The sequence below is a fragment of the Pseudomonas sp. GW821-FHT03E01 genome, assembly GCF_059420765.1.
Genome location: NZ_JBWKUI010000004.1, coordinates 44,454 through 71,223 on the forward strand (window position 1 = coordinate 44,454; position 26,770 = coordinate 71,223).

A 26,770-nucleotide genomic window follows, 5' to 3' on the forward strand; every position below is an offset into this window, starting at 1 on the left:
AGACGGTAATGATCGTTCCCACGCGGAGTGGGAACAATCACGAGTGTTACTCGTCGTTTTCGTGGGTCAGTTCCAGTACGCGGTCGACCAATTTGTTGATGCCGGAAGCGGCTTCGCTGATCGATTGCGCGAGCATGTACGCCGGTGTGCTCACCAGCTTGCGCGCCTTGTCTTCGACAATGTCGGTCACTGCGCACTCAGCGTGGGTGGCGCCCATCTTGTTCATCGCGGCGGCGGTATCGGCATCGTTGCCGATGGTGCAGGTCACGCCCGGGCCGTAGATTTTTGCCGCCAGGGCCGGCGAGATGCAGATCAGCCCCACCGGTTTGCCAGCCTCGGCGAACGCTTCGGTCAACGCCAGGACGTCAGGTTGAACGCTGCAGCCGGCGCCTTCGACGGCAAAGTTCGACAGGTTCTTGGCCGCCCCGAAACCGCCGGGAACGATCAGCGCATCGAAGTCTTCGACGTCCGCTTCACGGATATCCTTGATGTTGCCCCGGGCGATACGCGCCGATTCCACCAGCACGTTGCGCGATTCGGGCATTTCTTCGCCAGTCAGGTGGTTGATCACATGTAACTGCGCGATGTTGGGTGCGAAGCACTGCACCTGGGCACCGCGCTGGTCCAGCCGCAGCAGGGTGATCACGCTTTCGTGGATCTCGGCGCCGTCGTACACGCCACAGCCGGAAAGGATCACTGCAATTTTTTTGCTCATGGGCTTTTCTCCAGATTCATGGCGTTAAATGTCCACTAATTTGTCACTCGTTGCCATAGGGTTAATTCGCGGCTACACCTAATCTCTGCTGAACGATTCCGATCAGGTCGCGTCATGAACTTCATTCTGTATGCGGTGCCGTTTTTCTTTGTGCTGATTGCGGTCGAGTTGTTGGCCGACCGTTGGCGCGGGGTGAGCAATTACCGCGTGGCAGACGCGATCAACAGCCTCAGCACCGGCGTATTGTCGACTACCACGGGCCTGTTGACCAAAGGTGTCGGCCTGGTCACTTATGCCTTCGCCCTGGAACATCTGGCCTTGATCGAGCTGTCGGCCGACAGTGTCTGGGTCTGGGTGTTTGCATTCGTCTTCTACGACTTCTGCTACTACTGGCTGCACCGGATGGGCCATGAGCGCAACATCCTCTGGGCCGCGCATTCGGTGCATCACCAGAGCGAGGACTACAACCTCTCCACGGCCCTGCGCCAGACCAGCACCGGGTTTCTGTTGAGCTGGATCTTCTACCTGCCCCTGGCCGTGCTCGGCGTGCCGCTGCTGGTGTTCGTCAGCGTTGCGGCGTTGAACCTGTTGTACCAGTTTTGGGTGCATACCCGGCATATTCCCAAGCTTGGCTGGTTCGAGTGGTCCTTCGTCACGCCGTCCAATCATCGGGCTCACCATGCACAGAACGCTCTCTACATGGATCGCAACTACGGCGGGGTGTTCATTATTTGGGACCGTCTGTTCGGCTCGTTCCAGGAAGAGGACGATAACGAACCGGTGATATTCGGCGTGACCACGCCGCTGGCGAGCTGGAATCCGTTGTGGGCGAACGTGCAGTTTTACGCGCAGTTGTGGGATGACGCCCGGCGCGCCGAGCGCTGGTGGGACAAGCTGCGGATCTGGTTCATGCGCACCGGTTGGCGGCCGGCGGACGTGGCGGCCAAATACCCGATGAACAAGCCGGACCTGGCTCAGTTCCGCAAATTCGAGGTGCCGCTGGACGGACGTCAGCAGTGGTATGTGGCGCTGCAGTTCTGCGTCTACATCGCCTTGGGCAGTTACTTGATGAATTTGGAGCAGAGCCTGCCGACCGCAGCCCTGGTGTTGGGTTGGGGCGCCGTGGCGTTGGGGTTGTTCGTGTTGGGTGCAGCCCTGGAGAATCGCCCGCAGGCGTTGAAGCTGGAGCTGTTGCGGCTGGTGTCGAACCTGCCGCTGGTGTGGCTGGCGCCGATGGTCGGGCTATGGCCGGGCAGCGCGGTGGGTTGGGTAGGGCTGCTCAGTTACAGCCTGCTCAGCGGTATCGGTCTCTACTGTTGTAGAAACCGCGTCACTCGATGGGCGTCGTAGGTTCGTTGGACTTGGCCTGTTCGGCTTTCAGTGCCTGCTCATCGGCGTAGATCTTTTTCGCCAAGCGGGCATTCTTGAAGCGTCGCCGCAGCCACAGGACAAAGCCCAGGACCAGCAGGGCGCCCAGCACCCACAGCTCGTACTTCTTGACACTGCCCAGCATACCTTCGAGCACCGCGCCGAAGTGATACGCAGCCGCTGCCAGCGCCGCAGCCCAGATGGCCGCGCCAATCCCGTTGAGCAGCAGATAGCGTCCCGGCGGATAGCCCGACAGACCGATTGCCACCGGCATCACGGTGCGCAAGCCATAGACAAAGCGGAAGCTCAGCACCCAGATGTCCGGGTGCTTGCGGATATGTTCCAGTGCCCGATCGCCCATCAATTGCCAGCGCGGTTTGCGCGCCAGCAATTTGCGCCCGTGCTTGCGCCCCAGGAAGTACCACAGCTGATCGCCGGCATAACTGCCGAAGAACGCCACGACCACCACCAGGTTGATGTCCATGTACCCACGGAACGCGAGGAAGCCTGCGAGTACCAGAATGGTTTCGCCTTCGAAAAACGTGCCGAGGAACAGGGCAAAGTAGCCGAAGTCATGTAGGAATTGTTGGAGCATTGTCTGGGTGCTGGCGAAATGAACGCGCAGCCTAACCCTTCGTGCACATTCATGAAAGTGTCCAAATGTGTCTCGACGTGAACATTTCCTACAAGGACAATGGAATGCGGCTACCTGTCACAGGGGTGCACACAACTGTCATACGTTGGTCATAATGGCCGCTTATAACTGTCACGCTCGCCCGCCAGCGCGGGCTCAGGAGTCTGCCGTGAGCTTTACCCCCGCCAACCGTTTGTTTCCTGCAACCCGCCTGCGTCGCAACCGTCGTGATGATTTTTCGCGTCGTCTGGTCCGTGAAAACGTACTGACCGTCGATGACCTGATCCTGCCGGTATTCGTGCTGGACGGTGAAAACCGTCGCGAAGCAGTGGCGTCGATGCCGGGCGTCGAACGCCTGACCATCGATCTGTTGCTGGAAGAAGCTGCCAAATGGGTCGAGCTGGGCATTCCGGCGCTGGCACTGTTCCCGGTGACGCCACCGGAACTCAAGTCACTGGATGCCGCCGAAGCCTGGAACCCCAACGGCATCGCCCAGCGCGCTACCCGCGCTCTGCGTGCGCAGTTCCCGGAGCTGGGTGTGATCACCGACGTCGCCCTGGACCCGTTCACCACCCACGGTCAGGACGGCATTCTCGACGAAGAAGGCTACGTAGAGAACGACATCACCGTCGACGCACTGGTTAAACAGGCTTTGTCCCACGCCGAAGCCGGCGCTCAAGTGGTGGCTCCGTCAGACATGATGGACGGCCGCATTCAGGCGATCCGCGAAGCGCTGGAGCTGGCGGGGCACGTTAATGTGCGGATCATGGCCTACTCGGCCAAGTACGCCAGTGCCTACTACGGCCCGTTCCGCGATGCGGTGGGTTCGGCGTTGAACCTGGGCAAGGCCAACAAGGCCTCCTATCAGATGGACCCGGCCAACAGCAACGAAGCCCTGCACGAAGTGGCGGCCGACTTGTCAGAAGGCGCAGACATGGTCATGGTCAAGCCAGGCATGCCGTATCTGGATATTCTTTATCGGGTCAAGGAAGCGTTCAAAGTGCCGACCTTTGTGTATCAGGTCAGCGGCGAATACGCCATGCACATGGCGGCGATCCAGAATGGCTGGTTGAGCGAAGGGGTTATCCTCGAATCCCTGACCGCTTTTAAACGTGCAGGCGCAGATGGCATCCTGACTTACTTTGCCGTCCGTGCTGCTCAATTGTTACGAGAGCAAAAATAGCCCTCCCAGGAACATTCGATGAATACCGAAGGACTCACTGAAGTTGCCGTAAAAGACGCTCAACCTGTGGTGGAGCAAATCGCTGAAACTCCGCCGGAGCTGGAGCCCGCTCCACCTGCGGTGGTGGCCGAGCCCGTTGTGGCGGCGCCAGCGATTGCCATTCCCGGTCTGGATGACAGCAGCCTGTACATCCATCGCGAGCTCTCGCAACTGCAGTTCAACATCCGCGTGCTGGAACAGGCGCTGGATGAGTCCTACCCATTGCTGGAGCGGCTGAAGTTTCTGCTGATCTTCTCCAGCAACCTGGACGAGTTCTTCGAGATTCGTGTGGCCGGCCTGAAGAAGCAGATCACCTTCGCCCGTGAACAGGCTGGCGCCGATGGCCTGCAACCGCATCAGGCCCTGGCTCGCATCAGCGAATTGGTGCACGGTCACGTCGACCGCCAATACGCGATTCTCAACGACATTCTGTTGCCGGAACTGGAAAAACATCAGGTCCGCTTCATCCGTCGTCGTTACTGGACTACCAAGCTCAAGACTTGGGTCCGCCGTTATTTCCGCGACGAGATCGCGCCGATCATCACCCCGATCGGTCTCGACCCGACGCACCCGTTCCCGTTGCTGGTGAACAAGAGCCTGAACTTCATCGTCGAGCTCGAAGGCATCGACGCCTTCGGTCGCGATTCCGGCCTGGCGATCATCCCGGCGCCGCGTCTGCTGCCGCGGATCATCAAGGTGCCGGAAGAAGTCGGCGGCCCGGGTGACAACTATGTATTCCTGTCGTCGATGATCCACGCGCACGCCGACGACCTGTTCCAGGGCATGAAGGTCAAGGGCTGCTACCAGTTCCGCCTGACCCGGAACGCCGACCTCGCGGTCGATACCGAAGACGTGGAAGACCTGGCCCGCGCCCTGCGCGGCGAGTTGTTCTCCCGTCGCTATGGTGATGCGGTGCGGCTGGAAGTGGCCGACACTTGCCCGAAACACCTGTCCGATTACCTGCTCAAGCAGTTCAACCTGCAGGAGACCGAGCTGTATCAGGTCAATGGTCCGGTCAACCTGACCCGGCTGTTCAGCATCACCGGCCTGGACAGTCATCCGGAGCTGCAATACACGCCGTTCACCCCGCAGATCCCGAAACTGCTGCAGAACAGCGAGAACATTTTCAGCGTGATCAGCAAGCAGGACATCTTGCTGCTGCACCCGTTCGAGTCCTTCACCCCGGTGGTCGACTTGCTGCGTCAGGCGGCCAAGGATCCACACGTGTTGGCGGTTCGCCAGACGTTGTATCGCAGCGGCGCCAACTCGGAGATCGTCGATGCGCTGGTGGATGCGGCGCGGAACGGCAAGGAAGTGACGGCGGTGATCGAATTGCGCGCGCGGTTCGATGAAGAATCCAACCTGCAGCTGGCCAGCCGTCTGCAGGCGGCCGGCGCCGTGGTGATTTACGGCGTGGTCGGCTTCAAGACCCACGCCAAGATGATGCTGATTCTGCGTCGCGAAGCCGGCGAGATTGTTCGCTACGCTCACTTGGGTACCGGCAACTACCACGCGGCCAACGCCCGTCTGTACACCGACTACAGCCTGCTGACCTCCGACGATGCCTTGTGCGAAGACGTCGGCAAACTGTTCAGCCAGTTGATCGGCATGGGTAAAACCCTGCGCATGAAAAAACTGCTGCACGCGCCGTTCACGTTGAAGAAGGGCATGCTCGACATGATTGCCCGGGAGACGCAATTCGCCCTCGACGGCAAACCGGCGCACATCATCGCCAAGTTCAACTCGCTGACCGATCCAAAGGTCATCCGCGCGTTGTACAAGGCCAGCCAGTCCGGGGTACGCATCGATCTGGTGGTGCGCGGCATGTGCTGCCTGCGACCGGGCATCGCCGGGGTATCGCACAACATCCACGTACGTTCGATCATCGGTCGTTTCCTGGAGCACACCCGGGTCTTCTACTTCCTCAATGGCGGTGAAGAGCAGATGTTCCTGTCCAGTGCCGACTGGATGGAACGCAACCTCGACAAGCGCGTCGAGACTTGCTTCCCGGTCGAGGGCAAGAAGCTGATTTTGCGGGTCAAGAAAGAGCTGGAGCTTTATCTTACCGACAACACCCACAGCTGGAGCCTGCAGTCGGACGGTCGCTACGTCCGTAATACACCGACTGGCAACCAGAACCCGCGCAGCGCCCAGGCCACCTTGCTGGAGCGGTTGGGCAGCCCGATTCTGGCGGTGCGTTAACGCAAACCTTGGGCGATAAAAAATGGCGATCCATGTGGATCGCCATTTTCATTTCCACCACCGTCCCTTGTAGGAGCTGGCTTGCCAGCGAATGGCTTTCAAGTCATGCATCCATTTCAAGGACGCCTTCGCCAGCAAGCCGGCTCCTACAGGACCGTGTTCGGCGACCATTTTCGGTTTTTTAGCGAACGTTCAGCACGAAGCTGACGCGGGTCAGCCATTCGGCTTCCAGGGCGAAGTCGGCCTGGGTCAACTGGTTGTCATCCAGCCAATGTTCCGGGAATAACACATCCAGGCTGTCGCCGTTGGCGTGCAGCACGACCTGTGGCATTTCCTGGGTGCCACGGATGTGGTGGAACAGAATCGCGAAGCGCAGCAGCACGCACAGGCGAATCAGCTTGATGCCGTCGTCGCCAAAATCGGCAAACCTGTCCTTGGGAATATTGCGACGGTGGCCACGCACCAGTAGCGCGAGCATCAGTTGGTCTTCGCGGGAGAACCCGGCCAGGTCCGAGTGCTCGATCAGGTAGGCGCCGTGTTTGTGGTACTGATAGTGCGCGATGTCCAGGCCCACTTCGTGGACCTTGGCCGCCCAGCTCAGCAGTTCGCGCCAGACACCGTCGTCCAGGTCCCAATCCTCGGCCACTTGATCGAAGGCATGCAGCGCCTTGCGTTCGACCCGCGCGGCTTGCTCCAGGTCGACGTGGTAGCGCTCCATCAGCGAGCTGAGCGTGCGCTCACGGACATCTTCGTGATGATGACGGCCCAGCAGGTCATAGAGCACGCCTTCGCGCAGGGCGCCTTCACAGTGGTCCATGCGTTGCAGTTCGAGGGCATCGAAGATCGCTTCGAGAATCGCCAGCCCGGCGGGAAAGATCGCCCGGCGGTCGGGCTTGATGCCTTCGAAGTCGATTTTCTCGACATCACCGAGCTTGATCAGCTTGCGCTTGAGCCAGGCCAAGCCTTCGGCGTTCACCTCGCCAGTGCCATGTCCGCCGGCCTTCAGTGCCAGGCCAATGGCGCGAATGGTGCCCGAGGAGCCGATGGCTTCATCCCAGGTCAGGCGGTGCAGGGCGTGTTCGATGCTCATGATCTCCAGCCGCGCCGCGGTGTACGCCTGGGCGTAGCGGGCCGGGGTGATCTTGCCATCCTTGAAATAGCGTTGGGTATAGCTGACGCAACCCATTTGCAGGCTTTCGCGCAGCAGCGGTTCGAAGCGCTGGCCAATGATGAATTCGGTACTGCCGCCGCCGATGTCGGCCACCAGGCGTTTGCCCGGGGTGTCGGCGAGGGTGTGGGAGACGCCGAGGTAAATCAGGCGCGCTTCTTCACGGCCGGAGATGACTTCTACCGGATGGCCGAGGATTTCTTCGGCCCGATGGATGAATTCACCGCGGTTACGGGCTTCGCGCAGGGCGTTGGTGCCGACGATCCGCACGGTGCCGGGCGGCATACCGCTGATCAGTTGGGCGAAGCGCTTCAGGCAATCGAGCCCGCGTTGCATTGATTCTTCGCTGAGTTGACGCTCTTCGTCGATGCCGGCGGCCAGCTGAACCTTCTCCCCGAGACGCTCGAGAATCCGGATTTCGCCGTTCTGGGCCTTGGCCACGACCATGTGAAAGCTGTTGGAGCCCAGGTCGATTGCGGCGATCAGGGACAGATTCTTGACTTGGGATAGCGGCATGGTCAGGGGGTCTCGGTCGATAACCTCGACATCCTGCCACGATCAAACGCTCGCGCCAACGCGCAGAGTTGAAAGCCTTGATCCAACCCTGTGGCGAGGGGGCTTGCCCCCGTTCGGCTGCGCAGCAGTCGTAAAACCTGCATGCGCGGTCTATTTGGAGTTGATGTGAATGGTTTTGGGGCTACTTCGTAGCCCAACGGGGGCAAGCCCCCTCGCCACAGGGGTGTCAGCCCGCCGCCTCCACGGTCCCAATGAAGTTCGCCAGCTCCGCCGTCTGCGGATTGGCAAACAACACCTTCGGATCTCCCACCTCATGCACCTTGCCCTGGTGCATGAACACCAATTTGTCGCCCACCTCCCGGGCAAAACGCATCTCATGGGTGACCATGATCAATGTCATACCTTCCCTGGCCAGTTGCCGGACCACGCTCAACACTTCATTGACCAGTTCCGGGTCCAAGGCCGAGGTGATTTCGTCGCACAGCAAGACTTTCGGCGACATGGCCAGCGCCCGGGCGATCGCCACCCGCTGTTGCTGGCCGCCAGAGAGTCGATCCGGGAAGGCGTCGAATTTCTCGCCCAGCCCGACCCGTTCCAGCATCTGTCGCGCCAGCTCGGTGGCTTTGGCTTTCGGCACTTTCTGCACCACTTGTGGCGCAAGCATGACGTTTTCGCCGACGGTCAGGTGCGGGAACAGGTTGAACTGCTGGAACACCATCCCGACTTTCTGCCGCAGGCTGCGCAGGTCGGCGCGGGCGGCGTCGAGGTATTCGCCGTCGACTTCGATCACGCCGTCATTGATCGATTCCAGACCATTGAGGGTGCGCAGCAAGGTGGACTTGCCCGAGCCGCTGCGACCGATGATCGCCACCACCTGGCCTTCCTCGATACTCAGATCGATGCCTTTGAGTACATGGTGGTCGCCGTAATATTTATGCAGGGCGGAAATTCTAAGCAGAGGCATGCAGTCTCCTTTCCAGGTAGCGCGCACTGAGGGACAAGGGGTAGCAGAGCAGGAAGTAACCGAGGGCGACGAGGCCGTAGACCATGAAGGGTTCGAAGGTCGCGTTGGCGAGCATGCCGCCGGTCTTGGTCAGTTCGGTGAAGCCGATGATCGAGGTGACGGCGGTGCCCTTGACCACTTGCACCGAGAAGCCCACGGTCGGCGCCACGGCGATGCGCAGCGCTTGTGGCAGGATCACGTAACGCAATTGCTCCAGCGGGTTGAGCGCCAGGCTCGATGAGGCTTCCCACTGGCCATTGGGGATCGAGTCGACGCAACCGCGCCAGATCTCCGCCAGGTAGGCGCTGGTGAACAGTGTCAAGGCAATCGCCGCCGCCATCCACGGTGAAATTTCCACACCGGCCAAGGCCACACCGAAGAACACCAGAAACAGCTGCATCAACAGCGGCGTGCCCTGGAACAATTCGATGTAGGTGCGGGCGAAGTGGCTGGGCAGGGATTTCTTTGAAATCCGCATCACCATGATCAGCAAACCGATCAGCCCACCGCCGATAAACGCCACCAGCGACAACGCCAGCGTCCATTGCAGGCCTGTGAGCAGGTTGCGCAGGATGTCCCAGAAGGTGAAATCGCTCATTGGCTGCTCCTTGCGCTGCTCTTGGATATGTAGCGGCGACCGATCCAGTTCAGCAATTGGCGGATCAGCAGCGCCATGCACAGGTAGAGCAGCGTGGTCAGGGCGTAGGTTTCAAAGGCGCGAAAGTTACGCGACTGAATGAAGTTGGCGGCGAAACTCAGCTCTTCGGTGGCGATCTGCGAACAGACCGCCGAGCCGAGCATGACGATGATGATCTGGCTGCTCAGGGCCGGCCAGACCTTGCCCAGTGCCGGCAGCAGAACCACGTGGCGGAAGGCTTCGAAACGCGACATTGCCAGGGCGGCTGCGGCTTCCAGTTGTCCGCGGGGAATCGCTTGAATGCCGGCGCGGATGATCTCGGTCGAATAGGCGCCCAGGTTGATCACCATCGCCAGCACCGCCGCCTGCCATTCGGAAATCTGCAGGCCCAGCGACGGCAAACCGAAGAAGATGAAAAACAACTGCACCAGAAAGGGTGTGTTGCGGATCAACTCGACGTAGACCCCGAAAATGCCGGCGAACGGGCGGATGTTCCACGCCCGCACCAGTGCGCCGATGATGCCCAGAGCGACCCCGAACACTGCGCCAACGGCCGTCAGCTCAAGGGTGAACAACGCACCGCGCAGCAGCAGGTCGGTGTTTTCCACCACCGGCAAGAAATCGAACTGATAAGCCATAAGTCGTCTCCCGAGCGAACGATCAGAGATCGGCCGGCAGCGGTTCTTTCAACCAGGTTTGCGAGTTCTTTTCCAGCGCACCGTCAGCCTTGGCGGTGGTGAGGATCTGATTGACCTTGTCCAGCAACGCCGGCTCGTTCTTGTTCACACCGACGTACACCGGCGAGTCCTTGAGCTTCACTTTCAGGGCCGGTACGCGTTTCGGGCTTTTCTCGCTGATGGCCACCATCACCACGTTGCCGCTGGCGATCAGGTCGACTTGCCCGGCAAGGTAGGCGGCGATGGTCGAGTTGTTGTCTTCGAAGCGTTTGATAGTCACGCCTTCGGGGGCGACTTTGGTCAGCTCAATGTCTTCGATGGCGCCACGGGTGACGCTGATGGTTTTGCCCTTGAGATCGTCCAAACCCTTGATGGCGGCGTCTGGCGGACCGAACACGGCGAGGTAGAACGGCGCGTAGGCACGGGAGAAATCGATGACTTTCTCGCGTTCAGGGTTCTTGCCGAGGCTGGAAATCACCAGGTCGACCTTGCCGGTGGTCAGGAACGGGATGCGGTTGGTGCTGTTGACCGGGGTCAGTTCGAGTTTGACCTTGAGTTGGTCGGCGAGCAGTTTGGCGGTGTCGATGTCGAGGCCGCGCGGTTTCATGTCCGGGCCGACCGAGCCGAACGGCGGGAAGTCCTGGGGCACGGCGACTTTGAGGGTGCCGCGTTTGACCACATCCTCCAGACCGTCGGCGTGGGCAGGTGCCTGGCTCAGCATCAGGCTGGCAAACAGGGCGGCGAGGAGGGCGCTGTAACGCTGGGTCATGGCAAATCTCCGGATCGGCGGGAAGTGATTTCTGCGGATCGACAGAGCACGGGCCATGCCAAGATTCGGTTTCAGGGGTTGCAGGCCACGGTTTTGCTGGTGTTTCTCGGTCTTACTGGTCTGAACAGTTAGGTGGCATTTCGCACCTTGATGGCGCAATCGTGAAAACTCCCGAACCCCCATGGGGCACGACTTGCCGGACGTCGCGAATAGCTTTACAACTAGCCGCTCATTGGCCTGGTTCGTCTGAAGAAACCATGAATTCGATCTCCCGTGCAGTACCTGAAGTGGCGCTGCAAGCCATCCGCAAACTGATCACCGAGCAAGGTTTCGGGCCGGGTGATGCCTTGCCCTCGCAACGGGACCTGGCGGTGCAATTGGGGGTCAGCCGGGCGTCGTTGCGCGAGGCGTTGTCGTCCCTGAGTGCGCTGGGCGTGATCAGCATCCAGCCGGGCAAGGGCGTGTTCGTGCAGTCACCGGTCGATCTGCCCCGGGGCGAGGCGGTGCCGGGCTGGCCATTCGCGGCCCAGGCATCGCCGCTGGACATCTTCCAGTTGCGCTATGCGCTGGAGGGTTTTGCCTCGGGTTTGGCGGCCGTGACCCTGAGCACCGAGGATCTCGATGCCCTGGAAGACAACGTCGCCGCCATGCGCAACGAACTGCGTGCCGCCAACTTCGATGCAGCGGCGCGACTGGACTTCGAGTTTCACCGGCGCATCCTCCTGGCCAGCGGCAATCAGGCGATGCTGAGCATCCTGACAGCCAGCGCCGACATCTTTCTGGAGAGCCAGAAGCTACCGTTCATCCGGGCCGAACGGGCCATGGAAACCTGGCAGGAACACCGTAAAATCCTCCGTGCACTGGCGCGCCGATCGTCCGGCGCCGCACAGAAGGCCATGCAGGAGCATGTGCGCAACGCCGCCCTGCGCACCGGGATTGCCTTCGTCGCTCCCGCCACCTCGTGACTTGAGCTATACCCAAATTCATGGGCCACCATAGCGAGACTCAATCATCTGCGGCTTCCTGAACGGGGGAAGGGCAGCTATGATGGGCCACGTTTTTTTGCTTACAACCTGGAGACTTCCATGAGCAGCGATCTTATCAAACACGTTAGCGACGCTAGCTTCGAGGCCGACGTACTCAAGGCCGAAGGCGCTGTACTGGTCGACTACTGGGCTGAGTGGTGCGGCCCTTGCAAAATGATCGCTCCTGTCCTGGACGAAATTGCCGAGACCTACAAAGGCAAGCTGACCGTTGCCAAACTGAACATCGACGAGAACCAGGAAACCCCGGCCAAGCATGGCGTGCGTGGTATCCCGACGCTGATGCTGTTCAAGAACGGCAACGTCGAAGCCACCAAGGTCGGTGCGCTGTCGAAGTCGCAATTGGCTGCTTTCCTCGACGCCAACATCTAAGCGTTGTTATAAAGCGTCATGAAAAGGCCCCGCATTATGCGGGGCCTTTTCGTTATTGAGGGCTAGACGCTCCGAAACTCAGGTGGTACATTCGGCCCCGCACTGGTTTCTCCACTGCCCCCTGCTAGCCGTCGCCGACGCACTCCTTTTCGAATAAGTACGCGATCCTGTCGCCTTCTCTGCGGCGCGGCCTCATTAAGCCAAAAGCTTAATTTCCCCCCTCCATAAATGATTACGTCATTCCTATATGAATCTGACTGAACTCAAGCAAAAGCCGATTACCGAACTGCTCGAATTGGCCGAACAGATGGGCATAGAAAATATGGCCCGTTCGCGCAAGCAGGACGTGATTTTCTCCCTGCTCAAAAAGCACGCTAAAAGCGGCGAGGAAATCTCCGGTGATGGCGTGCTGGAGATTCTCCAGGACGGCTTCGGCTTCCTGCGCTCCGCTGACGCTTCCTATCTCGCCGGCCCGGACGATATCTACGTCTCGCCGAGCCAGATCCGTCGCTTCAACTTGCGCACCGGTGACACCATCGTTGGCAAGATCCGTCCTCCGAAGGAAGGCGAGCGGTATTTCGCGCTGCTCAAGGTCGACACGATCAACTACGATCGTCCCGAGAACGCGAAAAACAAGATTCTCTTCGAGAACCTGACCCCGCTGTTCCCGACCGTGCGCATGAAGATGGAAGCCGGTAACGGTTCCACCGAAGACTTGACCGGTCGTGTCATCGACCTGTGCGCCCCGATCGGCAAAGGCCAGCGCGGCCTGATCGTTGCTCCGCCGAAAGCCGGTAAAACGATCATGCTGCAGAACATCGCGGCAAACATCGCGCGTAACAATCCTGAAGTTCACCTGATCGTGCTGTTGATCGACGAGCGTCCGGAAGAAGTGACCGAAATGCAGCGCACCGTGCGCGGCGAAGTAGTTGCCTCGACGTTCGACGAGCCGCCAACCCGCCACGTGCAGGTTGCTGAAATGGTGATCGAGAAGGCCAAGCGTCTGGTCGAGCACAAGAAGGACGTGGTGATTCTGCTCGACTCCATCACCCGTCTGGCGCGTGCCTACAACACCGTGATCCCGAGCTCCGGCAAGGTGCTGACCGGTGGTGTCGATGCCCACGCCCTGGAGAAACCGAAACGTTTCTTCGGTGCTGCACGGAACATCGAAGAAGGCGGCTCGTTGACCATCATCGCTACCGCGCTGGTTGAAACCGGTTCGAAGATGGACGAAGTGATCTACGAAGAATTCAAAGGCACCGGCAACATGGAATTGCCTCTGGATCGCAAGATCGCCGAAAAACGTGTGTTCCCGGCCATCAACATCAACCGCTCCGGTACTCGCCGCGAAGAGTTGCTGACAGCCGACGACGAACTGCAGCGTATGTGGATCCTGCGCAAACTGCTGCACCCGATGGATGAAGTCTCTGCCATCGAGTTCCTGGTCGACAAGCTGAAACAGACCAAGACCAACGACGAGTTCTTCCTGTCGATGAAACGCAAGTAAATCGAACAGGCCAAAAAGCCGGGGAAACCCGGCTTTTTGCTATCTGATTTTTGATCAACGGCAGTTCGTGGTTCTGAACTGAGGGGTTCGGCGCTAAACTGCCACCCCCGAACGCCACGGCCAAAACGAGGCTCACGCATGCAGTATCGCGACTTGCGCGACTTTATCAGCGGTCTGGAACAGCGCGGCGAACTCAAGCGCATCCAGGTTCCGGTGTCCCCAGTGCTCGAAATGACCGAGGTCTGCGACCGCACATTGCGCGCCAAAGGCCCGGCCCTGCTTTTCGAAAAGCCCACGGGTTATGACATCCCTGTGCTCGGCAATCTGTTCGGTACGCCTGAGCGCGTGGCGCTGGGCATGGGTGCAGAGGCGGTGAGCGAGTTGCGCGAAATCGGCAAGTTGCTGGCGTTCCTCAAGGAGCCCGAGCCGCCGAAAGGTTTGAAGGACGCCTGGTCCAAGCTGCCGATCTTTCGCAAGATCATCTCGATGGCGCCGAAAGTCGTCAAGGACGCGGTGTGCCAGGAAGTGGTCATCGAAGGCGACGATGTCGACCTCGCGATGTTGCCGGTGCAGACCTGCTGGCCAGGCGATGTCGGCCCGCTGATCACCTGGGGCCTGACTGTCACCAAAGGTCCGAACAAGGATCGCCAGAACCTCGGCATTTACCGTCAACAGGTGATCGGTCGCAACAAGGTGATCATGCGCTGGTTGAGCCACCGTGGCGGCGCGCTGGATTACCGCGAATGGTGCGAAAAACACCCCGGCCAGCCGTTCCCGGTGTCCGTGGCGCTGGGCGCTGACCCGGCCACCATTCTTGGCGCCGTGACGCCGGTGCCGGACAGCCTCTCCGAATACGCTTTCGCCGGTCTGCTGCGGGGCAATCGCACCGAACTGGTGAAATGCCGCGGCAACGACCTGCAAGTACCGGCCACGGCCGAAATCATCCTCGAAGGCGTGATTCATCCGGGCGAAATGGCCGATGAAGGTCCGTACGGCGACCACACCGGCTACTACAACGAAGTCGACAGCTTCCCGGTGTTCACCGTCGAGCGCATCACCCATCGGATCAAGCCGATCTACCACAGCACCTACACCGGCCGTCCGCCGGATGAGCCGGCGATTCTCGGTGTGGCGCTGAACGAAGTGTTCGTGCCGATCCTGCAGAAGCAATTCCCGGAGATCACTGACTTCTACCTGCCTCCCGAAGGCTGCTCGTACCGCATGGCCATCGTGACCATGAAAAAGTCGTATCCCGGCCACGCCAAGCGGGTAATGCTCGGTGTCTGGTCGTTTTTGCGACAGTTCATGTACACCAAGTTCGTTATCGTCACCGACGACGATATCAACGCACGGGACTGGAACGACGTGATCTGGGCCATTACCACGCGCATGGACCCCAAGCGCGACACGGTGATGATCGATAACACGCCGATCGACTACCTGGACTTCGCCTCGCCGGTCTCCGGCCTGGGTTCGAAGATGGGGCTCGATGCCACGCATAAATGGCCAGGCGAAACCACCCGTGAGTGGGGCCGGGTCATCGTCAAGGATGAAGCCGTTACCCAACGGATCGATGCCATCTGGAATCAGTTAGGAATAGATTGATGCGTGTAACCTTGCAGCCCTCCGGAGCAGTGCTTGAGATTCTGCCCGGCGAGCGGATTCTCGATGGCGCGCGGCGCCTGGGCTATGAATGCCCGCAAAGCTGTCGTAACGGCAATTGCCATGTGTGCGGCGCATTGCTGGTGGAAGGGCGGGTCGAACAGGCTGGCGATGTGCGCGACCATGGCGAGTTCTACACTTGCATTGCAGAGCCGCTGGAAGACTGCATCGTGTTGTGGGATGGCGTGCTCGCGCTGGGAGAACTGCCGGTGCGCAGCGTGTCGTGTCAGGTCATTGAATGCAGGGACGTCGGTGGCGATACCTGGCGCGTGCGTCTGCGTGCGCCAGCGGGCAAGCCGCCGCGCTATCACGCCGGCCAGTACCTGATGATCGAGCGTGAGAGTGGCGAGAAATCCGCTTTCTCCCTGGCCTCTGCACCGCATTCCGGCCGCGACCTGGAAATTCATGTGCTGGCGCGCGAAAGCAGCGCGCTGAGCCTGATCGAACAGCTCCAGCGCAACCCGATGGTGCGGATCGAGATGCCGTTCGGCGACACCCATCTGGCGGAACTGCCGAACGGTCCTCTCGTACTGATTGCTGCCGGTACCGGCATGGGCCAGATTCACAGCCTGATCGAACATTGCCGCGCCACGGGCTTCAAGCATCCGGTGCACCTGTATTGGGGCGTACGTCGTCCCGAAGACTTTTATGAGATCGAACATTGGGATGAATGGCTGAAGCTGCCCAATCTGTTCCTGCATAAAGTCGTCAGCGATCAATGCGGCTGGCAGGGGCGTTGCGGCATGTTGCATGAGGCGGTGTGTGAAGATTTCCCTGATCTGAAAGCACTGCACGTCTATGCCAGCGGCTCTCCAGCCATGGTCTATGGCACGCTCGATGCTTTGGTCGAAGCGGGGATGGATGCCCATCAAATGCGTGCCGATGTATTTGCTTACGCCCCGCGATCATAGGTGCGTGAACCGTTCTAGAAGCGCACCCCGGTTGTCACCATGGCGGCATTGAAGCCGAGCAACACCAGCTCGGCTGCCAATGGTCCGTAGTGTGCCCCGACTGAAGGAATGATCACCGGCGCGACCCCGAAGTGATTCAGAGGGATCTTGTCCTGAGACTTGCCGCTGTAACCTTGCAACAGACCACCGGTAAGTTTTATGTACACGGGATAGTCAGCGCTCTCGTAGCGTTTGCCCGCATACGCATAATATGAACGCTGGCTGAACGAGTTGCGAAAAGTTGCGCCACCAAACAACCAACCGGACGCTTGCTCGCGCTCAAGACCGATAAGGTCCTGATTGTTATTGTGGTCGGAGTCGGGGGAGAAGTGTCTGGTATAGACGCTGGCCTGCAAATACCAGGAGCCGGTGTCTTTCGCAGAGGTGTCCTCGGCCAGCGAGTGCTGCGCCGTGAGCATTAGAAGTAACCCGTAAATCCATGGTGTTTTCATTGTTCAGGCCTTTGAGGCAGTTTGGTTGCGTCTTTGGGTGGCCGTTATACGCGACGTAAAGCTGCAATGGGTAGGCGGTAAATCCGAAGGGTTTGTAGGCATTTTCTCCTAGGTGAGCTTTATCCTAGACGCGCCGAATGCTTATGTATATTTCGTTCTGGTATTTAAGAATTCTCTTAAATGATATTAGGGTATATCGCCAAGCCCTCCAGCTTCAGTATTGGATTTTTTATAGGGGGCGCAAGGTCATAGGGCGCTTAGTACTTTTCGTTTTAGTATTACTGCTATATGTTCTATGAAGTGAAAGTTGTTTATATTTTGTAATAATTGCTGGGCCAAAATTTTATTGCCATGAGCGCCATTGAATCTGCTTTTTTGAATCTGGCTTACCCTCCGCGGCTCGATCTGGGGCCGCAGCTTACACACGAACAATTGCTCAGCTCGATGCAGTCGACCATGGCGCGCCACAAGGGTGGGCCGGTCTGGTTATTCGCGTATGGTTCGCTGATCTGGCGGCCTGAATGTGCGGCGGTTGAGCGGGTGCGCGGCCGGGTGCATGGCTACCATCGCGGTTTGTACCTGTGGTCCCACGAGCATCGCGGCACGCCGGAAGTGCCGGGGCTGGTATTTGGCCTGGATCGCGGTGGTTCGTGCAGCGGGTTCGCCTATCGTTTGCCCGAAGAACAACTCGAGGCTTCACTTTATGCACTCTGGCAGCGCGAGATGCCATTCCCTTCCTATCGTCCACACTGGCTCAACTGCCGTCTTGAAAACGGAAACCAGGTTCAGGCATTGGGATTTGTATTGGAGCGGCACCTGCCCAGCTATGCCGGCAACTTGCCGGATCACGTGCTGAGCCAAGTATTCGAGAACGCTTGCGGGCGCTATGGCACTACTCGCGAGTATGTCGAGCAGACCGCCCACGCCCTGCGTAGCCACGCCATGCCAGACCGGAATCTGGAGGCGCGGCTCAAGCGCTGTAAATCAAAGGCAGATCAGGCGAGCGCTTCGCGGCCCTGACTGGCGACGTTTTTGTGGCCCAGGGTGGGTGCCAGGAACGCCATCGCCAGCAGGCAGGCAACGACCAACAGAATGAAGCCGCCATTCCAGCCGAAATAGTCCACGGTGTAGCCCATCATGGCACTGGCCGCGACGGAACCACCCAAGTAACCGAACAGGCCGGTAAAGCCTGCGGCCGTACCCGCGGCCTTCTTCGGCACCAGTTCCAGCGCCTGCAGGCCGACCAGCATCACCGGGCCGTAGATCAGGAAGCCGATGGCGAACAGCGAGATCATGTCGATCATCGGATTGCCCGGTGGATTCAGCCAATACACGATTGTCGCAACGGTCACCAACGCCATGAACACCATGCCGGTCAGGCCACGGTTGCCACGGAAGATCTTGTCCGACATCCAGCCGCACAGCAGCGTGCCGGGAATGCCCGCCCACTCGTACAGGAAGTAAGCCCACGAGGTCTTGTCGAAGTCGAAGTGCTTGACCTCTTTGAGGTAGGTCGGCGCCCAGTCCAGAATGCCGTAGCGCAGCAGGTAGACGAAAACGTTAGCCAGTGCGATGAACCAGAGCATTTTGTTGCGCAGCACGTATTTGACGAAGATGTCCTTGGCGCTGAATTCCTCTTCGTGACTGGCGTCGTAGCCTTCCGGGTAATCGTTTTTGTACTTCTCAATCGGCGGCAGGCCCGTCGACTGCGGAGTATCGCGCATCACGATGAAGGCAAACACGGCGACCAACAGCGCCACGGCAGCCGGTACGTAGAACTTGCTGTGCCAGTCGTTGAACCAGCCCATGCCGAGAATCGCCAGCGGGCCGATCAAGCCACCGCCAACGTTATGCGCGGTGTTCCAGACCGAAACCACGCCGCCACGCTCTTTCTGTGACCACCAATGCACCATGGTTCGCCCGCTCGGCGGCCAGCCCATGCCTTGCGCCCAGCCGTTGATGAACAGCAGGATGAACATCATGGTCACGCTGGAGGTGGCCCAAGGTGCGAAACCGAAAACGAACATCACCGCGGCGGACACCACCAGGCCAAAGGGCAGGAAGTAACGCGGGTTGGAGCGGTCGGACACGATGCCCATCAGAAACTTGGACAGGCCGTAGGCGATTGCAATCGCCGACATCGCCACACCCAGTTGGCCTTTTGTATAGCCTTGGGCGATCAGGTCCGGGAACGCCAGGGTGAAGTTCTTGCGCAGCAGGTAGTAACCGGCATAGCCAATGAAAATCCCGGCGAAGATCTGCCAGCGAAGGCGTCGGTAGGTGCTGTCTATTTTTTCTTCAGGCAATGGAGCCTGATGTGCGGCAGGACGAAAGAAAGCAAACATTCAAGAGCTCCAGATTTCTTGTTTTGACTGCGGATGCGAATGTTACAGTTTCGTTACCGAAAATAGCACCGGTTCGCATCGGCAAAACAGCGGAAATGTTGGAGATTGCATGTTCCTTTATGAACATGTCGCTCAGGTATAAATGAGAGTCGGTACGGGGATGACGGGGCCAGGTCGCAGGCTGCGACCTGGCTTGAAAACGATCAACGAACCTGCACGACCACCTTTCCGACCGCCTTGCGCTGGCCAAGATCGTTGATCGCCTGCGCCGCATTGCTCAGTGGATACACCTGTGACACCAGCGGTTTCAACTTGCCTTCGGCGAACCAGTGAAACAACTGCTGGAAGTTCGCCGCGTTGTCCTGTGGTTGGCGCTGGGCAAACGAGCCCCAGAACACGCCGACCACCGCGGCACCTTTGAGCAGTGCCAGGTTCACTGGCAGTTCGGGGATGCGTCCACTGGCGAAACCGACCACCAGAAGACGACCGTTCCAGGCGATGGCGCGGATGGCCTGGTCGAACAGGTCCCCGCCCACCGGGTCGTAGATCACGTCGGCGCCCTGGCCGTCGGTCAGGCGTTTGATTTCGTCCTTGAGGCTGGTTTCGCTGTAGTTGATCAGCTCATCGGCGCCGGCGGCTTTGGCCACCGCGAGTTTTTCCGCACTGCTCGCGGCGGCGATCACCCGGGCGCCCATGGCTTTGCCGATTTCCACGGCGGCGAGGCCGACGCCGCCGGACGCGCCGAGCACCAGCAAGGTTTCGCCGGGTTGCAGGTTGCCTCGTTGCTTGAGGGCGTGCATCGAAGTGCCGTAGGTCATGCTGAAAGCGGCGGCAGTGTTGAAGTCCATCGATGGCGGGATCGGCAGCACGTTGTAGCCCGGCACCGCGACCTGCTCGGCGAAACTGCCCCAGCCAGTCAGGGCCATGACCCGGTCACCGACCTTGAGGTGGCTGACCTTTTCCCCCACCGCGCTGACCACGCCAGCCGCTTCGCCACCCGGTGAAAACGGGAAGGGCGGTTTGAACTGGTATTTGCCCTCGATGATCAGCGTGTCCGGGAAATTCACCCCGGCCGCGTGCACGTCCAGCAGGATTTCGTTCTTCTTCGCAACAGGACTGGCGACGTCTTCCAGCACCAGCGATTCGGCAGGGCCGAAGGCTTTGCACAGCACGGCTTTCATCAGGGCTATTCCTTTGGGAGTGATGGCCGATAAGTGTAGGTGTGTGAGTTAACGGGTCAACGAGCATGCCCGACCCTGATAGTCAGCCATAAGCTTGTGCTTGAGCGGCGGGTCGTTATGCTAGGCCGCAAACCGGATAAGGAGCGAATTGTGAAAGCGTGGATCATGTTGATGCTGGCCCTGTCCCTGCCTGTGGCAGCGATGGCCGAAGAAGCCAAAGAAGGTGAAGCCCCGAAGGTCAACTACATCACCCTGAGCCCGCCGTTCGTGGGCAACTATGGGTTGGATGGCACGCCGAAGCTCAAGGTCTACAAGGCCGATGTGGCGCTACGGGTGACTGGTGACGAGGCGACCAAGGCGGTGAAGGCCAATGAGCCGTTGATCCGCAATCAGCTGGTGGCGTTGTTTGCCCAGCAGACCACTGAAACCATGAACAACGTCGAAGCCAAGGAAAAGCTGCGTCAGGAAGCCTTGAAGCAGACCCAGCAAGTGATGAACGACGAAACCGGCAAGCCGGTGGTTGAGGATCTGTTGTTCAACAACCTCATTATCCAGTAAGGCTTTTGTTGTCTGGGGCGGCCCCTTCGCGGGCTTGCCTGCGAAGGGCGACTCGGCCCTTCAGGACGCCAGGCTCTTGCGAAACCGCAGCAGTGCAATGGTAAAGAACAGCAGGCCGATGGCGCTCAATGCCAGCAAGTCCGGCCAGACCACGCCAATGCCGGCGTCGCGAAACAGTATCGCGGCGCTGAGGCTGACGAAGTGCGTCGATGGCGAGCCCTGCATCACCCATTGCAGCCATTGCGGCATGCTGTCGAGGGGCGTACTGCCCCCGGAAAGCAGCAACATCGGGATAATCACCGGAATCGCCAACAAGCCGAACTGCGGTGTCGAGCGGGCGAGGGTCGCGAGGAATATCCCCAGCGCCGTGCTGGCGAACAGATAAACCGCCGTTACCAGCAAGAAAAAGCTCATGGAGCCAGCCAGCGGCACGCCAAGGGCGCCTTTGACAATGACTTCCAGCGACACCCAGGTGCACAGCACCACCACCAGCATGTTGCTCCAGACTTTCGCCAGCATGATTTCCAGTGCCGTCAGCGGCAGCACCAGCAAATGGTCGAGAGTGCCGTGTTCGCGTTCACGCAGCAGCGCCGTGCCCGTCAGGATGATGGCCAGGATCGTGATGTTGTTGACGATCTGAATCACCGCCAGGAACCAGCCACCCTCCAGATTGGTATTGAACAGCGCTCGTGTTGTCAGCCGCACGGGTGTCTGGCTCGCCGCATCGCCCTGGCCACTGTAGGTCAACAGCTCGCGCTGGAAAATCCTCCCGATATAGCCTGCCCCCATGAACGCCTGGCTCATGGCCGTGGCGTCGACGTTAACCTGCACCGCCGGCTGGTGGCCGCCCAGCAGATCGGCCTGAAAATTGGCTGGAACATTGATCACGAAGGTGTACCGCCCGTTGTCCAGCACCTCGTCCAGTTGACCATAAGGCAACGGCACCGGTGGTTGAAATTCCGGCGGCCGCAGAATCTGGGCCAGTTGGCGTGACATGGGGCTGTGATCTTCATCGACCATGGCCACACTGGCGTTGTGCACACCGATCACTGAGCCCGCGGCCGGCATGTAGATCGCCACTGTAAAGGCGTAAAACAGGAACAGCAGCAACACACTGTCATGTCGCAGGCTGGTGAGTTCCTTGAGGCCAAGACGCAGGATGTGCGCGAGCTTATGCATCAGACCTCCTGCTTTTTCAGCATGGTCAGGCTGAGCCCGGTGAACCCGAGAAAGAACCCGAACAGCGCCAGGCATTGTGGCCACAACTGCCGGATATCCAGCGCCTTGGTAAAGGTGCCGACAGCGATATCGAGAAAATAGCCTGCCGGAAACAGCATCCCCATGACCGCGGCGGCGCCATCAAGGGACGACCGTGGCACGATCAGACCGGAAAACTGGATGGTCGGCAGACTGGTGATGATCATGGTGCCGAGAATGGCGGCGATCTGGGTTCGGGTGAACGCCGAAATCAACAGACCCATGCTGGTGGTCGCCAGCACGTAGAGCAACCCGCCGAAGGCCAGGGTCAATGCGCTGCCCTTGAAAGGGACGCCGAACAGCCAGCGGTTCATGGCTGTCAGCACGGCGAGATTGATCAGACTGACGGCCAGATACGGCACCTGTTTACCTAACAGAAACTCCAGGCGGGTCAGCGGAGTGGCGTAGAAGTTGGTGATCGAGCCCAGTTCCTTCTCCCGCACAATGCCCAGCGCAGTCAGCATGGCCGGGATGAACGCCAGGATCAGCGCCATCACTCCAGGGCCGATGGCGTTGACGCTGACGACATCCTGGTTGTAGCGGAAACGGGTTTCCAGTTTGGCTGGCGCTTGCCGGGATGGTGCGGGACTGGACTGATCCGCCAGTTGCTCCAGGTTGGCCTGGTGTACCGCTTCCACATAGTTGCGGCTGGTTTCAGCGCGAAACGGCATACCGCCGTCGAGCCAGGCCGCCACCGTAGGCTGGCGACCGGCGAACAGATCCCGACCGAATCCGGGGGGAATCTCCAGCGCCAGTTTGATTTCCGAGCGTTGCAGTCGTCGATGCAACTGCGCCGGATCGCTTATCGGGGGTTGTTCGTCGAAGTAACGGGAGCCGCGGAAGGCCTCCAGATAAGCCCGGCTTTGCGGGGTCTGGTCCTGGTCGTAGACCGCGAAGGCGAGTTTCTCCACGTCCAGGGAAATGCCATAGCCGAAAATCACCATCATGAGCATCGCCCCGAGCAGAGCGAAGGCCAGGCGTACTCTATCGCGCAGCAGTTCCTTGCCTTCACGGCTCGCCAATGCCCGCAGTCGCCCAAAGCTGAAGCGACGGTCTTTCATCGATGGGGTGGGTGCGAGCGTTGTGTCGATGGGCGTTGGTGGCGCCTCTGTCGCGCCCGGGCTCTGGGCCTGTTCCAGGCAGGTGACGAACGCGGCCTCAAGTGTCTGGCCGTTGAACTGCTGTTGCAGTGCTGCCGGGGTGTCGCAGGCCAAAACCTTGCCTGCGTGCATCAATGAGATGCGGTCGCAACGCTGGGCTTCGTTCATGAAGTGGGTGGACAGGAAGATCGTCACCTCCTGTTCACGGGACAGTTCGATCAGCAGTCGCCAGAAATCGTCCCGCGCCGCCGGGTCGACGCCGGAGGTAGGTTCGTCGAGGATCAGCACTTCCGGGCGATGCAGCACCGCCACTGCCAGGGATAATCGTTGGCGCAGACCCAGCGGCAATGCACCGGACGGCTGATGGGCGACGCTGGCCAGGCTGAAGCGCTGGATCAGTTCGTCGATGCGCTGAGTGCTGTCGGCCTGGGGCAGATCGAACAGTCGCGCATGCAGGTCCAGGTTCTGCCGAACGCTGAGTTCGCCATAGAGCGAGAAGCTCTGAGACATGAAGCCGACGCGCTTGCGGGTGGCCAGATCCTTGGCGTTCACCGGGTTGCCCAGCAGCGTGGCACTGCCTTCGCTGGCCGGGATCAGTCCGGTGAGCACTTTCATGGTGGTGGTTTTGCCGCAACCGTTGGAGCCCAGAAACCCGAAGATCTCGCCGCGGCCGATGGCGAAGCTGACTTTATCCACAGCGGTGAAATCGCCGAAGCGCAGGGTCAGGTCATGGGCCTGGATGGCGATGTCGGCCGTAGCGTTGGTTCGGGGAGGGATCACTAGCGGCTGGTTGTCGTGGCCGGTGTCGCCCTGAAAGTGGGTGAAGGCTTCATCGAGCTTGCCGCTGGGGGTTACCGCCGCCAGATCGCGGCTCAAACCGGCGGCGATCAGCTTGCCGTCATCGAGCATCAGGCAATGCTCGAACTGCTCGGCCTCTTCCATGTACGCGGTGGCGACCAGTAGTGTCAGTTGCGGGCGTTGGCGCCGAACGTCATCGATCAACTCCCAGAAATGCCGTCGGGACAAAGGATCGACGCCAGTAGTCGGTTCATCGAGGATCAACAAGTCCGGCTCATGGATCAGTGCGCAACAGAGTCCGAGCTTCTGTTTCATTCCGCCCGACAGCTTGCCGGCCGGGCGCTCGGCAAACCGCAGTAGATCGGTGGCCAGCAGCAGGCTGTGCATGCGCTGATCGCTTTCGGCCCTGGACAGCCCGAACAGTGTGGCGAAGAAGTGAATGTTCTCGCGGATCGACAGATCAGGGTACAGGTTGCCGCCCAGGCCTTGAGGCATGAACGCGATGCGCGAGTAGAGGCTGTTGCGGTGGCGCCGGTCCTGGATCGAGCCACCGAGCACTTCCAGTTGGCCCTCCTGTAGCGTCTTCACGCCGGCGATCAATCCCAGCAGGCTGGATTTACCGGCGCCATCCGGGCCAATCAATCCGCACCGAGTACCGGTGGGCAGACTGAGCGTGATGTCGGTCAGCGCATGCTGTTCGCCATAGCGGTGCTGAAGGCGGGTGGCATGCAGTGCCAGGCCGGTCATTGAAGATTGGCCGGCCAGTCAATGGGAGCGGTGCGCACGTAGCCGTTGCCGGGCATCCCCGGTTTGGCCTGGGGCACGGCGCTGGGGCGGGTCAGGCGCAGCTTGACCCGAAACACCAGTTTCTGACGTTCGTCGCGGGTCTCGACTTCTTTGGGCGTGAACTGCGATTTGGCCGCCACGAAGCTGATTTTTGCCGGCAATGGCTGGTCGGGCAGGGCGTCCAGCAGGATCCGCGCTTCATCGCCGACCGCCAGGCGTCCGGCGACGGATGCTGCAAGGTAGAGATTCATGTATTGATCGTTCGGGTCAATCAGCAGCAACACTCGCCCACCGGCGCCGAGCACTTCTCCGGGTTCGGCCATGCGAAGCTGAATCACCCCGTCGATAGGGGCCCGCAAGCTGCTGTCGTCGATTTCGCTGGTTAACTGAGCCACTTGTGCCTGCGCCGCGCCAATGGCTGCGCCGACGGCGGACACCTGGGCGCGGGCCGCAGTAACAGCTGCGTTGGCGGTGTCGAAGCGTGACTGCTGTTGGTCGATGATCTGGCCGCTGGCGAAACCGCGATTGAACAACGCCTGGGAGCGCTTGAGCTCTTGCTGGGCTAGCAGTTGCTCGCTCTGGCGCAGTTTCACATTGGCCTGGGCCGCGGAAAGATTTTCCCGGGCGCGTATCACTTCGGCTTCAGCCTGGTTGCGCTGTGCTTCGAGGGTACGGGTGTCCATGCGGGCCAACAGTTGCCCCTGGGTTACCTTGTCGCCTTCGTCCACCAGCACTTCAGCCAATCGACCGGGTGTTTTGCTGGCGATCTGCACTTCAGTGGCTTCAAGTCGACCATTGCCGACAGACAACCCTTGGGGCAGTCGGTTAACGGTCGACCGCCAATAACCAAACCCTCCGGCGGCCAGCAATACAGCCCCCAGCAAAAAAACGAAGAAAAGCGAAGAGCGGCTGTGCGTCGACATGTCTGCATCCTGCGTCTATTGCGTCCCAGTCTGACAGGAAAGTGCTAGGGCGACTTGATGTCAGTCAACTGAGGGGTAAGCCTGACCGTTTGGCAAGGTAAGCCAGATTCACAGGCTGTAGCGCAGTATTTAGCGCAGATTAAGCACCACTGCCCATTGCTCGGCTGTCACCGGCATTACCGACAGGCGCGAGCCTTTCTGCACCAGTGGCATCTCGGCGAGTGCCGTTTGCTGCTTCAGATAATCGAGTTTAAGCACCTTGGAAAACGTCTCGACGTGAGCGACATCGATCGCGCTCCAGGCGTTTTTCTCGGCAGTGGCCTTCGGATCGAAGTAATGACTCTCGGGCTCCAGCGCCGTCGGGTCCGGATACGCCGCCTCGACGATCTTTCCGACCCCGGCAATCCCTGGCTCAGGGCAGCTGGAGTGATAGAAGAAAAACTCGTCGCCGACTGCCATGGCCCGTAAAAAGTTGCGCGCCTGGTAGTTGCGAACCCCGTCCCAGCGCGCTCGCCCAAGCTTCTCCAGGTCTTTGATGGAGAGTTCGTCGGGCTCGGATTTCATCAGCCAATAAGCCATGGTTTTGCTCCTTGCGAGGTGGGTGGACAAGTGGTCAGGCAATTTTATGACAAACCGACAGTCGGTTGACGCCAGCGTTTGCGTGTCGGTTCACGTTGTCGCAAAATGCCGGCCTTCTTAGCTTGACGCTGCTGCACGGCCTACAAACGGAAACCGCTGCTGTCATCGTGTTGATGTGCCTTGAGGGGGGCAATCGATGAAACGCAAACCGGATTTATTATGGATATTGGTTATTTTGTTCGGTTTGGGCGTCGTGACCACCGGCTACGCCCAAAGCCTGTGGGCCAACAAGACCGATGCTCCCGTCGAGATCGCGCAGCAACAGCCGTCGGCCTTCAAGCGCTGA

General features: G+C 59.8%; 25 protein-coding genes. 11 read left to right on the top strand and 14 right to left on the bottom strand.

The annotated features are described in order from the left end of the window. Positions 1-46: 46 nt before the first annotated feature. Complete coding sequence (gene elbB, locus AC07VO_RS07995) at positions 47-715, bottom strand: isoprenoid biosynthesis glyoxalase ElbB (RefSeq protein WP_064621048.1); 669 nt, start codon at positions 713-715, stop codon at positions 47-49. Positions 716-829: 114 nt separating this feature from the next. On the opposite strand from elbB, the gene AC07VO_RS08000 reads away from it, so the two are divergent. After that, on the top strand, positions 830-2,065 hold the full coding sequence (locus tag AC07VO_RS08000) for a sterol desaturase family protein (RefSeq protein WP_086944364.1): 1,236 nt from the start codon (positions 830-832) through the stop codon (positions 2,063-2,065). Here AC07VO_RS08000 and AC07VO_RS08005 read toward each other — a convergent pair. Continuing rightward, the gene (locus AC07VO_RS08005; RefSeq protein ID WP_064621046.1) at positions 2,046-2,678 is read right to left on the bottom strand and encodes a DedA family protein; all 633 of its coding nucleotides are present in this window, start codon (positions 2,676-2,678) and stop codon (positions 2,046-2,048) included. The two genes, AC07VO_RS08000 and AC07VO_RS08005, sit on opposite strands and share 20 nt — an antisense overlap. A gap of 208 nt (positions 2,679-2,886) precedes the next feature. On the opposite strand from AC07VO_RS08005, the gene hemB reads away from it, so the two are divergent. Both hemB and ppk1 read left to right on the top strand, forming a co-directional pair. After that, positions 2,887-3,900 carry a porphobilinogen synthase gene (gene hemB, locus AC07VO_RS08010; protein ID WP_018927563.1) on the top strand — a complete coding sequence of 338 codons (1,014 nt, stop codon included), beginning with the start codon at positions 2,887-2,889 and terminating at the stop codon, positions 3,898-3,900. Between the two features lie 18 nt (positions 3,901-3,918). Beyond that, on the top strand, positions 3,919-6,141 hold the full coding sequence (gene ppk1, locus AC07VO_RS08015; protein ID WP_018927564.1) for a polyphosphate kinase 1: 2,223 nt from the start codon (positions 3,919-3,921) through the stop codon (positions 6,139-6,141). A gap of 181 nt (positions 6,142-6,322) precedes the next feature. Here ppk1 and ppx read toward each other — a convergent pair whose 3' ends face one another. From ppx to AC07VO_RS08040, 5 genes are all read right to left on the bottom strand, one after another. Further along, positions 6,323-7,825: an exopolyphosphatase gene (ppx, locus tag AC07VO_RS08020; protein WP_018927565.1), complete on the bottom strand. Its 1,503-nt coding sequence runs from the start codon at positions 7,823-7,825 to the stop codon at positions 6,323-6,325. Positions 7,826-8,051: 226 nt separating this feature from the next. Further along, positions 8,052-8,789, bottom strand: a complete 738-nt coding sequence (locus tag AC07VO_RS08025; RefSeq protein ID WP_018927566.1) for an amino acid ABC transporter ATP-binding protein — start codon at positions 8,787-8,789, stop codon at positions 8,052-8,054. Beyond that, a complete protein-coding gene (locus tag AC07VO_RS08030) occupies positions 8,776-9,426 on the bottom strand; it encodes an amino acid ABC transporter permease (protein WP_007899375.1) in 651 nt (216 codons plus the stop codon). Before AC07VO_RS08030 ends, AC07VO_RS08025 begins: the two co-directional genes overlap by 14 nt. Beyond that, positions 9,423-10,103, bottom strand: coding sequence for an amino acid ABC transporter permease (locus AC07VO_RS08035; protein ID WP_018927567.1), 681 nt, complete (start codon positions 10,101-10,103; stop codon positions 9,423-9,425). The genes AC07VO_RS08030 and AC07VO_RS08035 overlap by 4 nt, the downstream gene beginning before the upstream one ends. Before the next feature lie 22 nt (positions 10,104-10,125). Further along, positions 10,126-10,911, bottom strand: a complete 786-nt coding sequence (locus AC07VO_RS08040; RefSeq protein ID WP_028939126.1) for a transporter substrate-binding domain-containing protein — start codon at positions 10,909-10,911, stop codon at positions 10,126-10,128. Between the two features lie 257 nt (positions 10,912-11,168). Here AC07VO_RS08040 and AC07VO_RS08045 point away from each other — a divergent pair, with 257 nt between their 5' ends. The 5 genes from AC07VO_RS08045 to AC07VO_RS08065 all read left to right on the top strand — a co-directional run bounded on the left by AC07VO_RS08045 (position 11,169) and on the right by AC07VO_RS08065 (position 16,406). After that, positions 11,169-11,876, top strand: coding sequence for a FadR/GntR family transcriptional regulator (locus AC07VO_RS08045; protein ID WP_018927569.1), 708 nt, complete (start codon positions 11,169-11,171; stop codon positions 11,874-11,876). A 120-nt stretch (positions 11,877-11,996) separates the two neighbouring features. Then, entirely contained in the window at positions 11,997-12,326 is a 330-nt protein-coding gene (gene trxA, locus AC07VO_RS08050) for a thioredoxin TrxA (RefSeq protein WP_003206727.1), read from the top strand. Between the two features lie 247 nt (positions 12,327-12,573). Further along, positions 12,574-13,833, top strand: coding sequence for a transcription termination factor Rho (gene rho / locus AC07VO_RS08055; protein WP_007899384.1), 1,260 nt, complete (start codon positions 12,574-12,576; stop codon positions 13,831-13,833). Positions 13,834-13,971: 138 nt separating this feature from the next. Further along, complete coding sequence (ubiD, locus tag AC07VO_RS08060; protein ID WP_019580527.1) at positions 13,972-15,438, top strand: 4-hydroxy-3-polyprenylbenzoate decarboxylase; 1,467 nt, start codon at positions 13,972-13,974, stop codon at positions 15,436-15,438. Next, positions 15,438-16,406: a CDP-6-deoxy-delta-3,4-glucoseen reductase gene (locus tag AC07VO_RS08065; protein WP_018927572.1), complete on the top strand. Its 969-nt coding sequence runs from the start codon at positions 15,438-15,440 to the stop codon at positions 16,404-16,406. Before ubiD ends, AC07VO_RS08065 begins: the two co-directional genes overlap by 1 nt. 14 nt (positions 16,407-16,420) lie before the next feature. Here AC07VO_RS08065 and AC07VO_RS08070 read toward each other — a convergent pair whose 3' ends face one another. Then, entirely contained in the window at positions 16,421-16,864 is a 444-nt protein-coding gene (locus AC07VO_RS08070; RefSeq protein WP_019580529.1) for a hypothetical protein, read from the bottom strand. A 384-nt stretch (positions 16,865-17,248) separates the two neighbouring features. On the opposite strand from AC07VO_RS08070, the gene AC07VO_RS08075 reads away from it, so the two are divergent. After that, the gene (locus AC07VO_RS08075; protein WP_018927574.1) at positions 17,249-17,917 is read left to right on the top strand and encodes a gamma-glutamylcyclotransferase; all 669 of its coding nucleotides are present in this window, start codon (positions 17,249-17,251) and stop codon (positions 17,915-17,917) included. Here AC07VO_RS08075 and glpT read toward each other — a convergent pair. Together glpT and AC07VO_RS08085 are read right to left on the bottom strand one after the other, a co-directional pair. Beyond that, a complete protein-coding gene (gene glpT / locus AC07VO_RS08080; protein ID WP_018927575.1) occupies positions 17,893-19,242 on the bottom strand; it encodes a glycerol-3-phosphate transporter in 1,350 nt (449 codons plus the stop codon). The two genes, AC07VO_RS08075 and glpT, sit on opposite strands and share 25 nt — an antisense overlap. 203 nt (positions 19,243-19,445) lie before the next feature. After that, the gene (locus tag AC07VO_RS08085) at positions 19,446-20,423 is read right to left on the bottom strand and encodes an NADPH:quinone oxidoreductase family protein (RefSeq protein ID WP_018927576.1); all 978 of its coding nucleotides are present in this window, start codon (positions 20,421-20,423) and stop codon (positions 19,446-19,448) included. A 150-nt stretch (positions 20,424-20,573) separates the two neighbouring features. Here AC07VO_RS08085 and AC07VO_RS08090 point away from each other — a divergent pair, with 150 nt between their 5' ends. Beyond that, positions 20,574-20,981 carry a flagellar basal body-associated protein FliL gene (locus AC07VO_RS08090; RefSeq protein ID WP_019580533.1) on the top strand — a complete coding sequence of 136 codons (408 nt, stop codon included), beginning with the start codon at positions 20,574-20,576 and terminating at the stop codon, positions 20,979-20,981. 60 nt (positions 20,982-21,041) lie between these two features. On the opposite strand, the gene AC07VO_RS08095 is transcribed toward AC07VO_RS08090, so the two are convergent. The 4 genes from AC07VO_RS08095 to AC07VO_RS08110 form a co-directional block, all read right to left on the bottom strand. Continuing rightward, positions 21,042-22,160, bottom strand: a complete 1,119-nt coding sequence (locus AC07VO_RS08095; protein ID WP_018927578.1) for an ABC transporter permease — start codon at positions 22,158-22,160, stop codon at positions 21,042-21,044. Beyond that, on the bottom strand, positions 22,160-24,883 hold the full coding sequence (gene rbbA / locus AC07VO_RS08100) for a ribosome-associated ATPase/putative transporter RbbA (protein ID WP_495007509.1): 2,724 nt from the start codon (positions 24,881-24,883) through the stop codon (positions 22,160-22,162). Before rbbA ends, AC07VO_RS08095 begins: the two co-directional genes overlap by 1 nt. Next, a complete protein-coding gene (locus AC07VO_RS08105) occupies positions 24,880-25,845 on the bottom strand; it encodes an HlyD family secretion protein (RefSeq protein WP_086944367.1) in 966 nt (321 codons plus the stop codon). The genes rbbA and AC07VO_RS08105 overlap by 4 nt, the downstream gene beginning before the upstream one ends. A 129-nt stretch (positions 25,846-25,974) precedes the next feature. Continuing rightward, a complete protein-coding gene (locus AC07VO_RS08110; protein ID WP_064621039.1) occupies positions 25,975-26,424 on the bottom strand; it encodes an EVE domain-containing protein in 450 nt (149 codons plus the stop codon). Positions 26,425-26,620: 196 nt separating this feature from the next. Between AC07VO_RS08110 and AC07VO_RS08115 the strand changes: the two genes are divergently transcribed. Next, a complete protein-coding gene (locus AC07VO_RS08115; protein WP_007899400.1) occupies positions 26,621-26,770 on the top strand; it encodes a hypothetical protein in 150 nt (49 codons plus the stop codon).

What these genes read in the sequence shown, in the direction of transcription:
- elbB (WP_064621048.1), bottom strand. Translation starts at nt 715, where the DNA reads ATGAGCAAAAAAATTGCAGTGATCCTTTCCGGCTGTGGCGTGTACGAC.
- AC07VO_RS08000 (WP_086944364.1), top strand. Translation starts at nt 830, where the DNA reads ATGAACTTCATTCTGTATGCGGTGCCGTTTTTCTTTGTGCTGATTGCG.
- AC07VO_RS08005 (WP_064621046.1), bottom strand. Translation starts at nt 2,678, where the DNA reads ATGCTCCAACAATTCCTACATGACTTCGGCTACTTTGCCCTGTTCCTC.
- ppk1 (WP_018927564.1), top strand. Translation starts at nt 3,919, where the DNA reads ATGAATACCGAAGGACTCACTGAAGTTGCCGTAAAAGACGCTCAACCT.
- ppx (WP_018927565.1), bottom strand. Translation starts at nt 7,825, where the DNA reads ATGCCGCTATCCCAAGTCAAGAATCTGTCCCTGATCGCCGCAATCGAC.
- AC07VO_RS08025 (WP_018927566.1), bottom strand. Translation starts at nt 8,789, where the DNA reads ATGCCTCTGCTTAGAATTTCCGCCCTGCATAAATATTACGGCGACCAC.
- AC07VO_RS08030 (WP_007899375.1), bottom strand. Translation starts at nt 9,426, where the DNA reads ATGAGCGATTTCACCTTCTGGGACATCCTGCGCAACCTGCTCACAGGC.
- AC07VO_RS08035 (WP_018927567.1), bottom strand. Translation starts at nt 10,103, where the DNA reads ATGGCTTATCAGTTCGATTTCTTGCCGGTGGTGGAAAACACCGACCTG.
- AC07VO_RS08040 (WP_028939126.1), bottom strand. Translation starts at nt 10,911, where the DNA reads ATGACCCAGCGTTACAGCGCCCTCCTCGCCGCCCTGTTTGCCAGCCTG.
- AC07VO_RS08045 (WP_018927569.1), top strand. Translation starts at nt 11,169, where the DNA reads ATGAATTCGATCTCCCGTGCAGTACCTGAAGTGGCGCTGCAAGCCATC.
- trxA (WP_003206727.1), top strand. Translation starts at nt 11,997, where the DNA reads ATGAGCAGCGATCTTATCAAACACGTTAGCGACGCTAGCTTCGAGGCC.
- rho (WP_007899384.1), top strand. Translation starts at nt 12,574, where the DNA reads ATGAATCTGACTGAACTCAAGCAAAAGCCGATTACCGAACTGCTCGAA.
- ubiD (WP_019580527.1), top strand. Translation starts at nt 13,972, where the DNA reads ATGCAGTATCGCGACTTGCGCGACTTTATCAGCGGTCTGGAACAGCGC.
- AC07VO_RS08065 (WP_018927572.1), top strand. Translation starts at nt 15,438, where the DNA reads ATGCGTGTAACCTTGCAGCCCTCCGGAGCAGTGCTTGAGATTCTGCCC.
- AC07VO_RS08070 (WP_019580529.1), bottom strand. Translation starts at nt 16,864, where the DNA reads ATGCTCACGGCGCAGCACTCGCTGGCCGAGGACACCTCTGCGAAAGAC.
- AC07VO_RS08075 (WP_018927574.1), top strand. Translation starts at nt 17,249, where the DNA reads ATGAGCGCCATTGAATCTGCTTTTTTGAATCTGGCTTACCCTCCGCGG.
- glpT (WP_018927575.1), bottom strand. Translation starts at nt 19,242, where the DNA reads ATGTTTGCTTTCTTTCGTCCTGCCGCACATCAGGCTCCATTGCCTGAA.
- AC07VO_RS08085 (WP_018927576.1), bottom strand. Translation starts at nt 20,423, where the DNA reads ATGAAAGCCGTGCTGTGCAAAGCCTTCGGCCCTGCCGAATCGCTGGTG.
- AC07VO_RS08095 (WP_018927578.1), bottom strand. Translation starts at nt 22,160, where the DNA reads ATGCATAAGCTCGCGCACATCCTGCGTCTTGGCCTCAAGGAACTCACC.
- rbbA (WP_495007509.1), bottom strand. Translation starts at nt 24,883, where the DNA reads ATGACCGGCCTGGCACTGCATGCCACCCGCCTTCAGCACCGCTATGGC.
- AC07VO_RS08105 (WP_086944367.1), bottom strand. Translation starts at nt 25,845, where the DNA reads ATGTCGACGCACAGCCGCTCTTCGCTTTTCTTCGTTTTTTTGCTGGGG.
- AC07VO_RS08110 (WP_064621039.1), bottom strand. Translation starts at nt 26,424, where the DNA reads ATGGCTTATTGGCTGATGAAATCCGAGCCCGACGAACTCTCCATCAAA.
- AC07VO_RS08115 (WP_007899400.1), top strand. Translation starts at nt 26,621, where the DNA reads ATGAAACGCAAACCGGATTTATTATGGATATTGGTTATTTTGTTCGGT.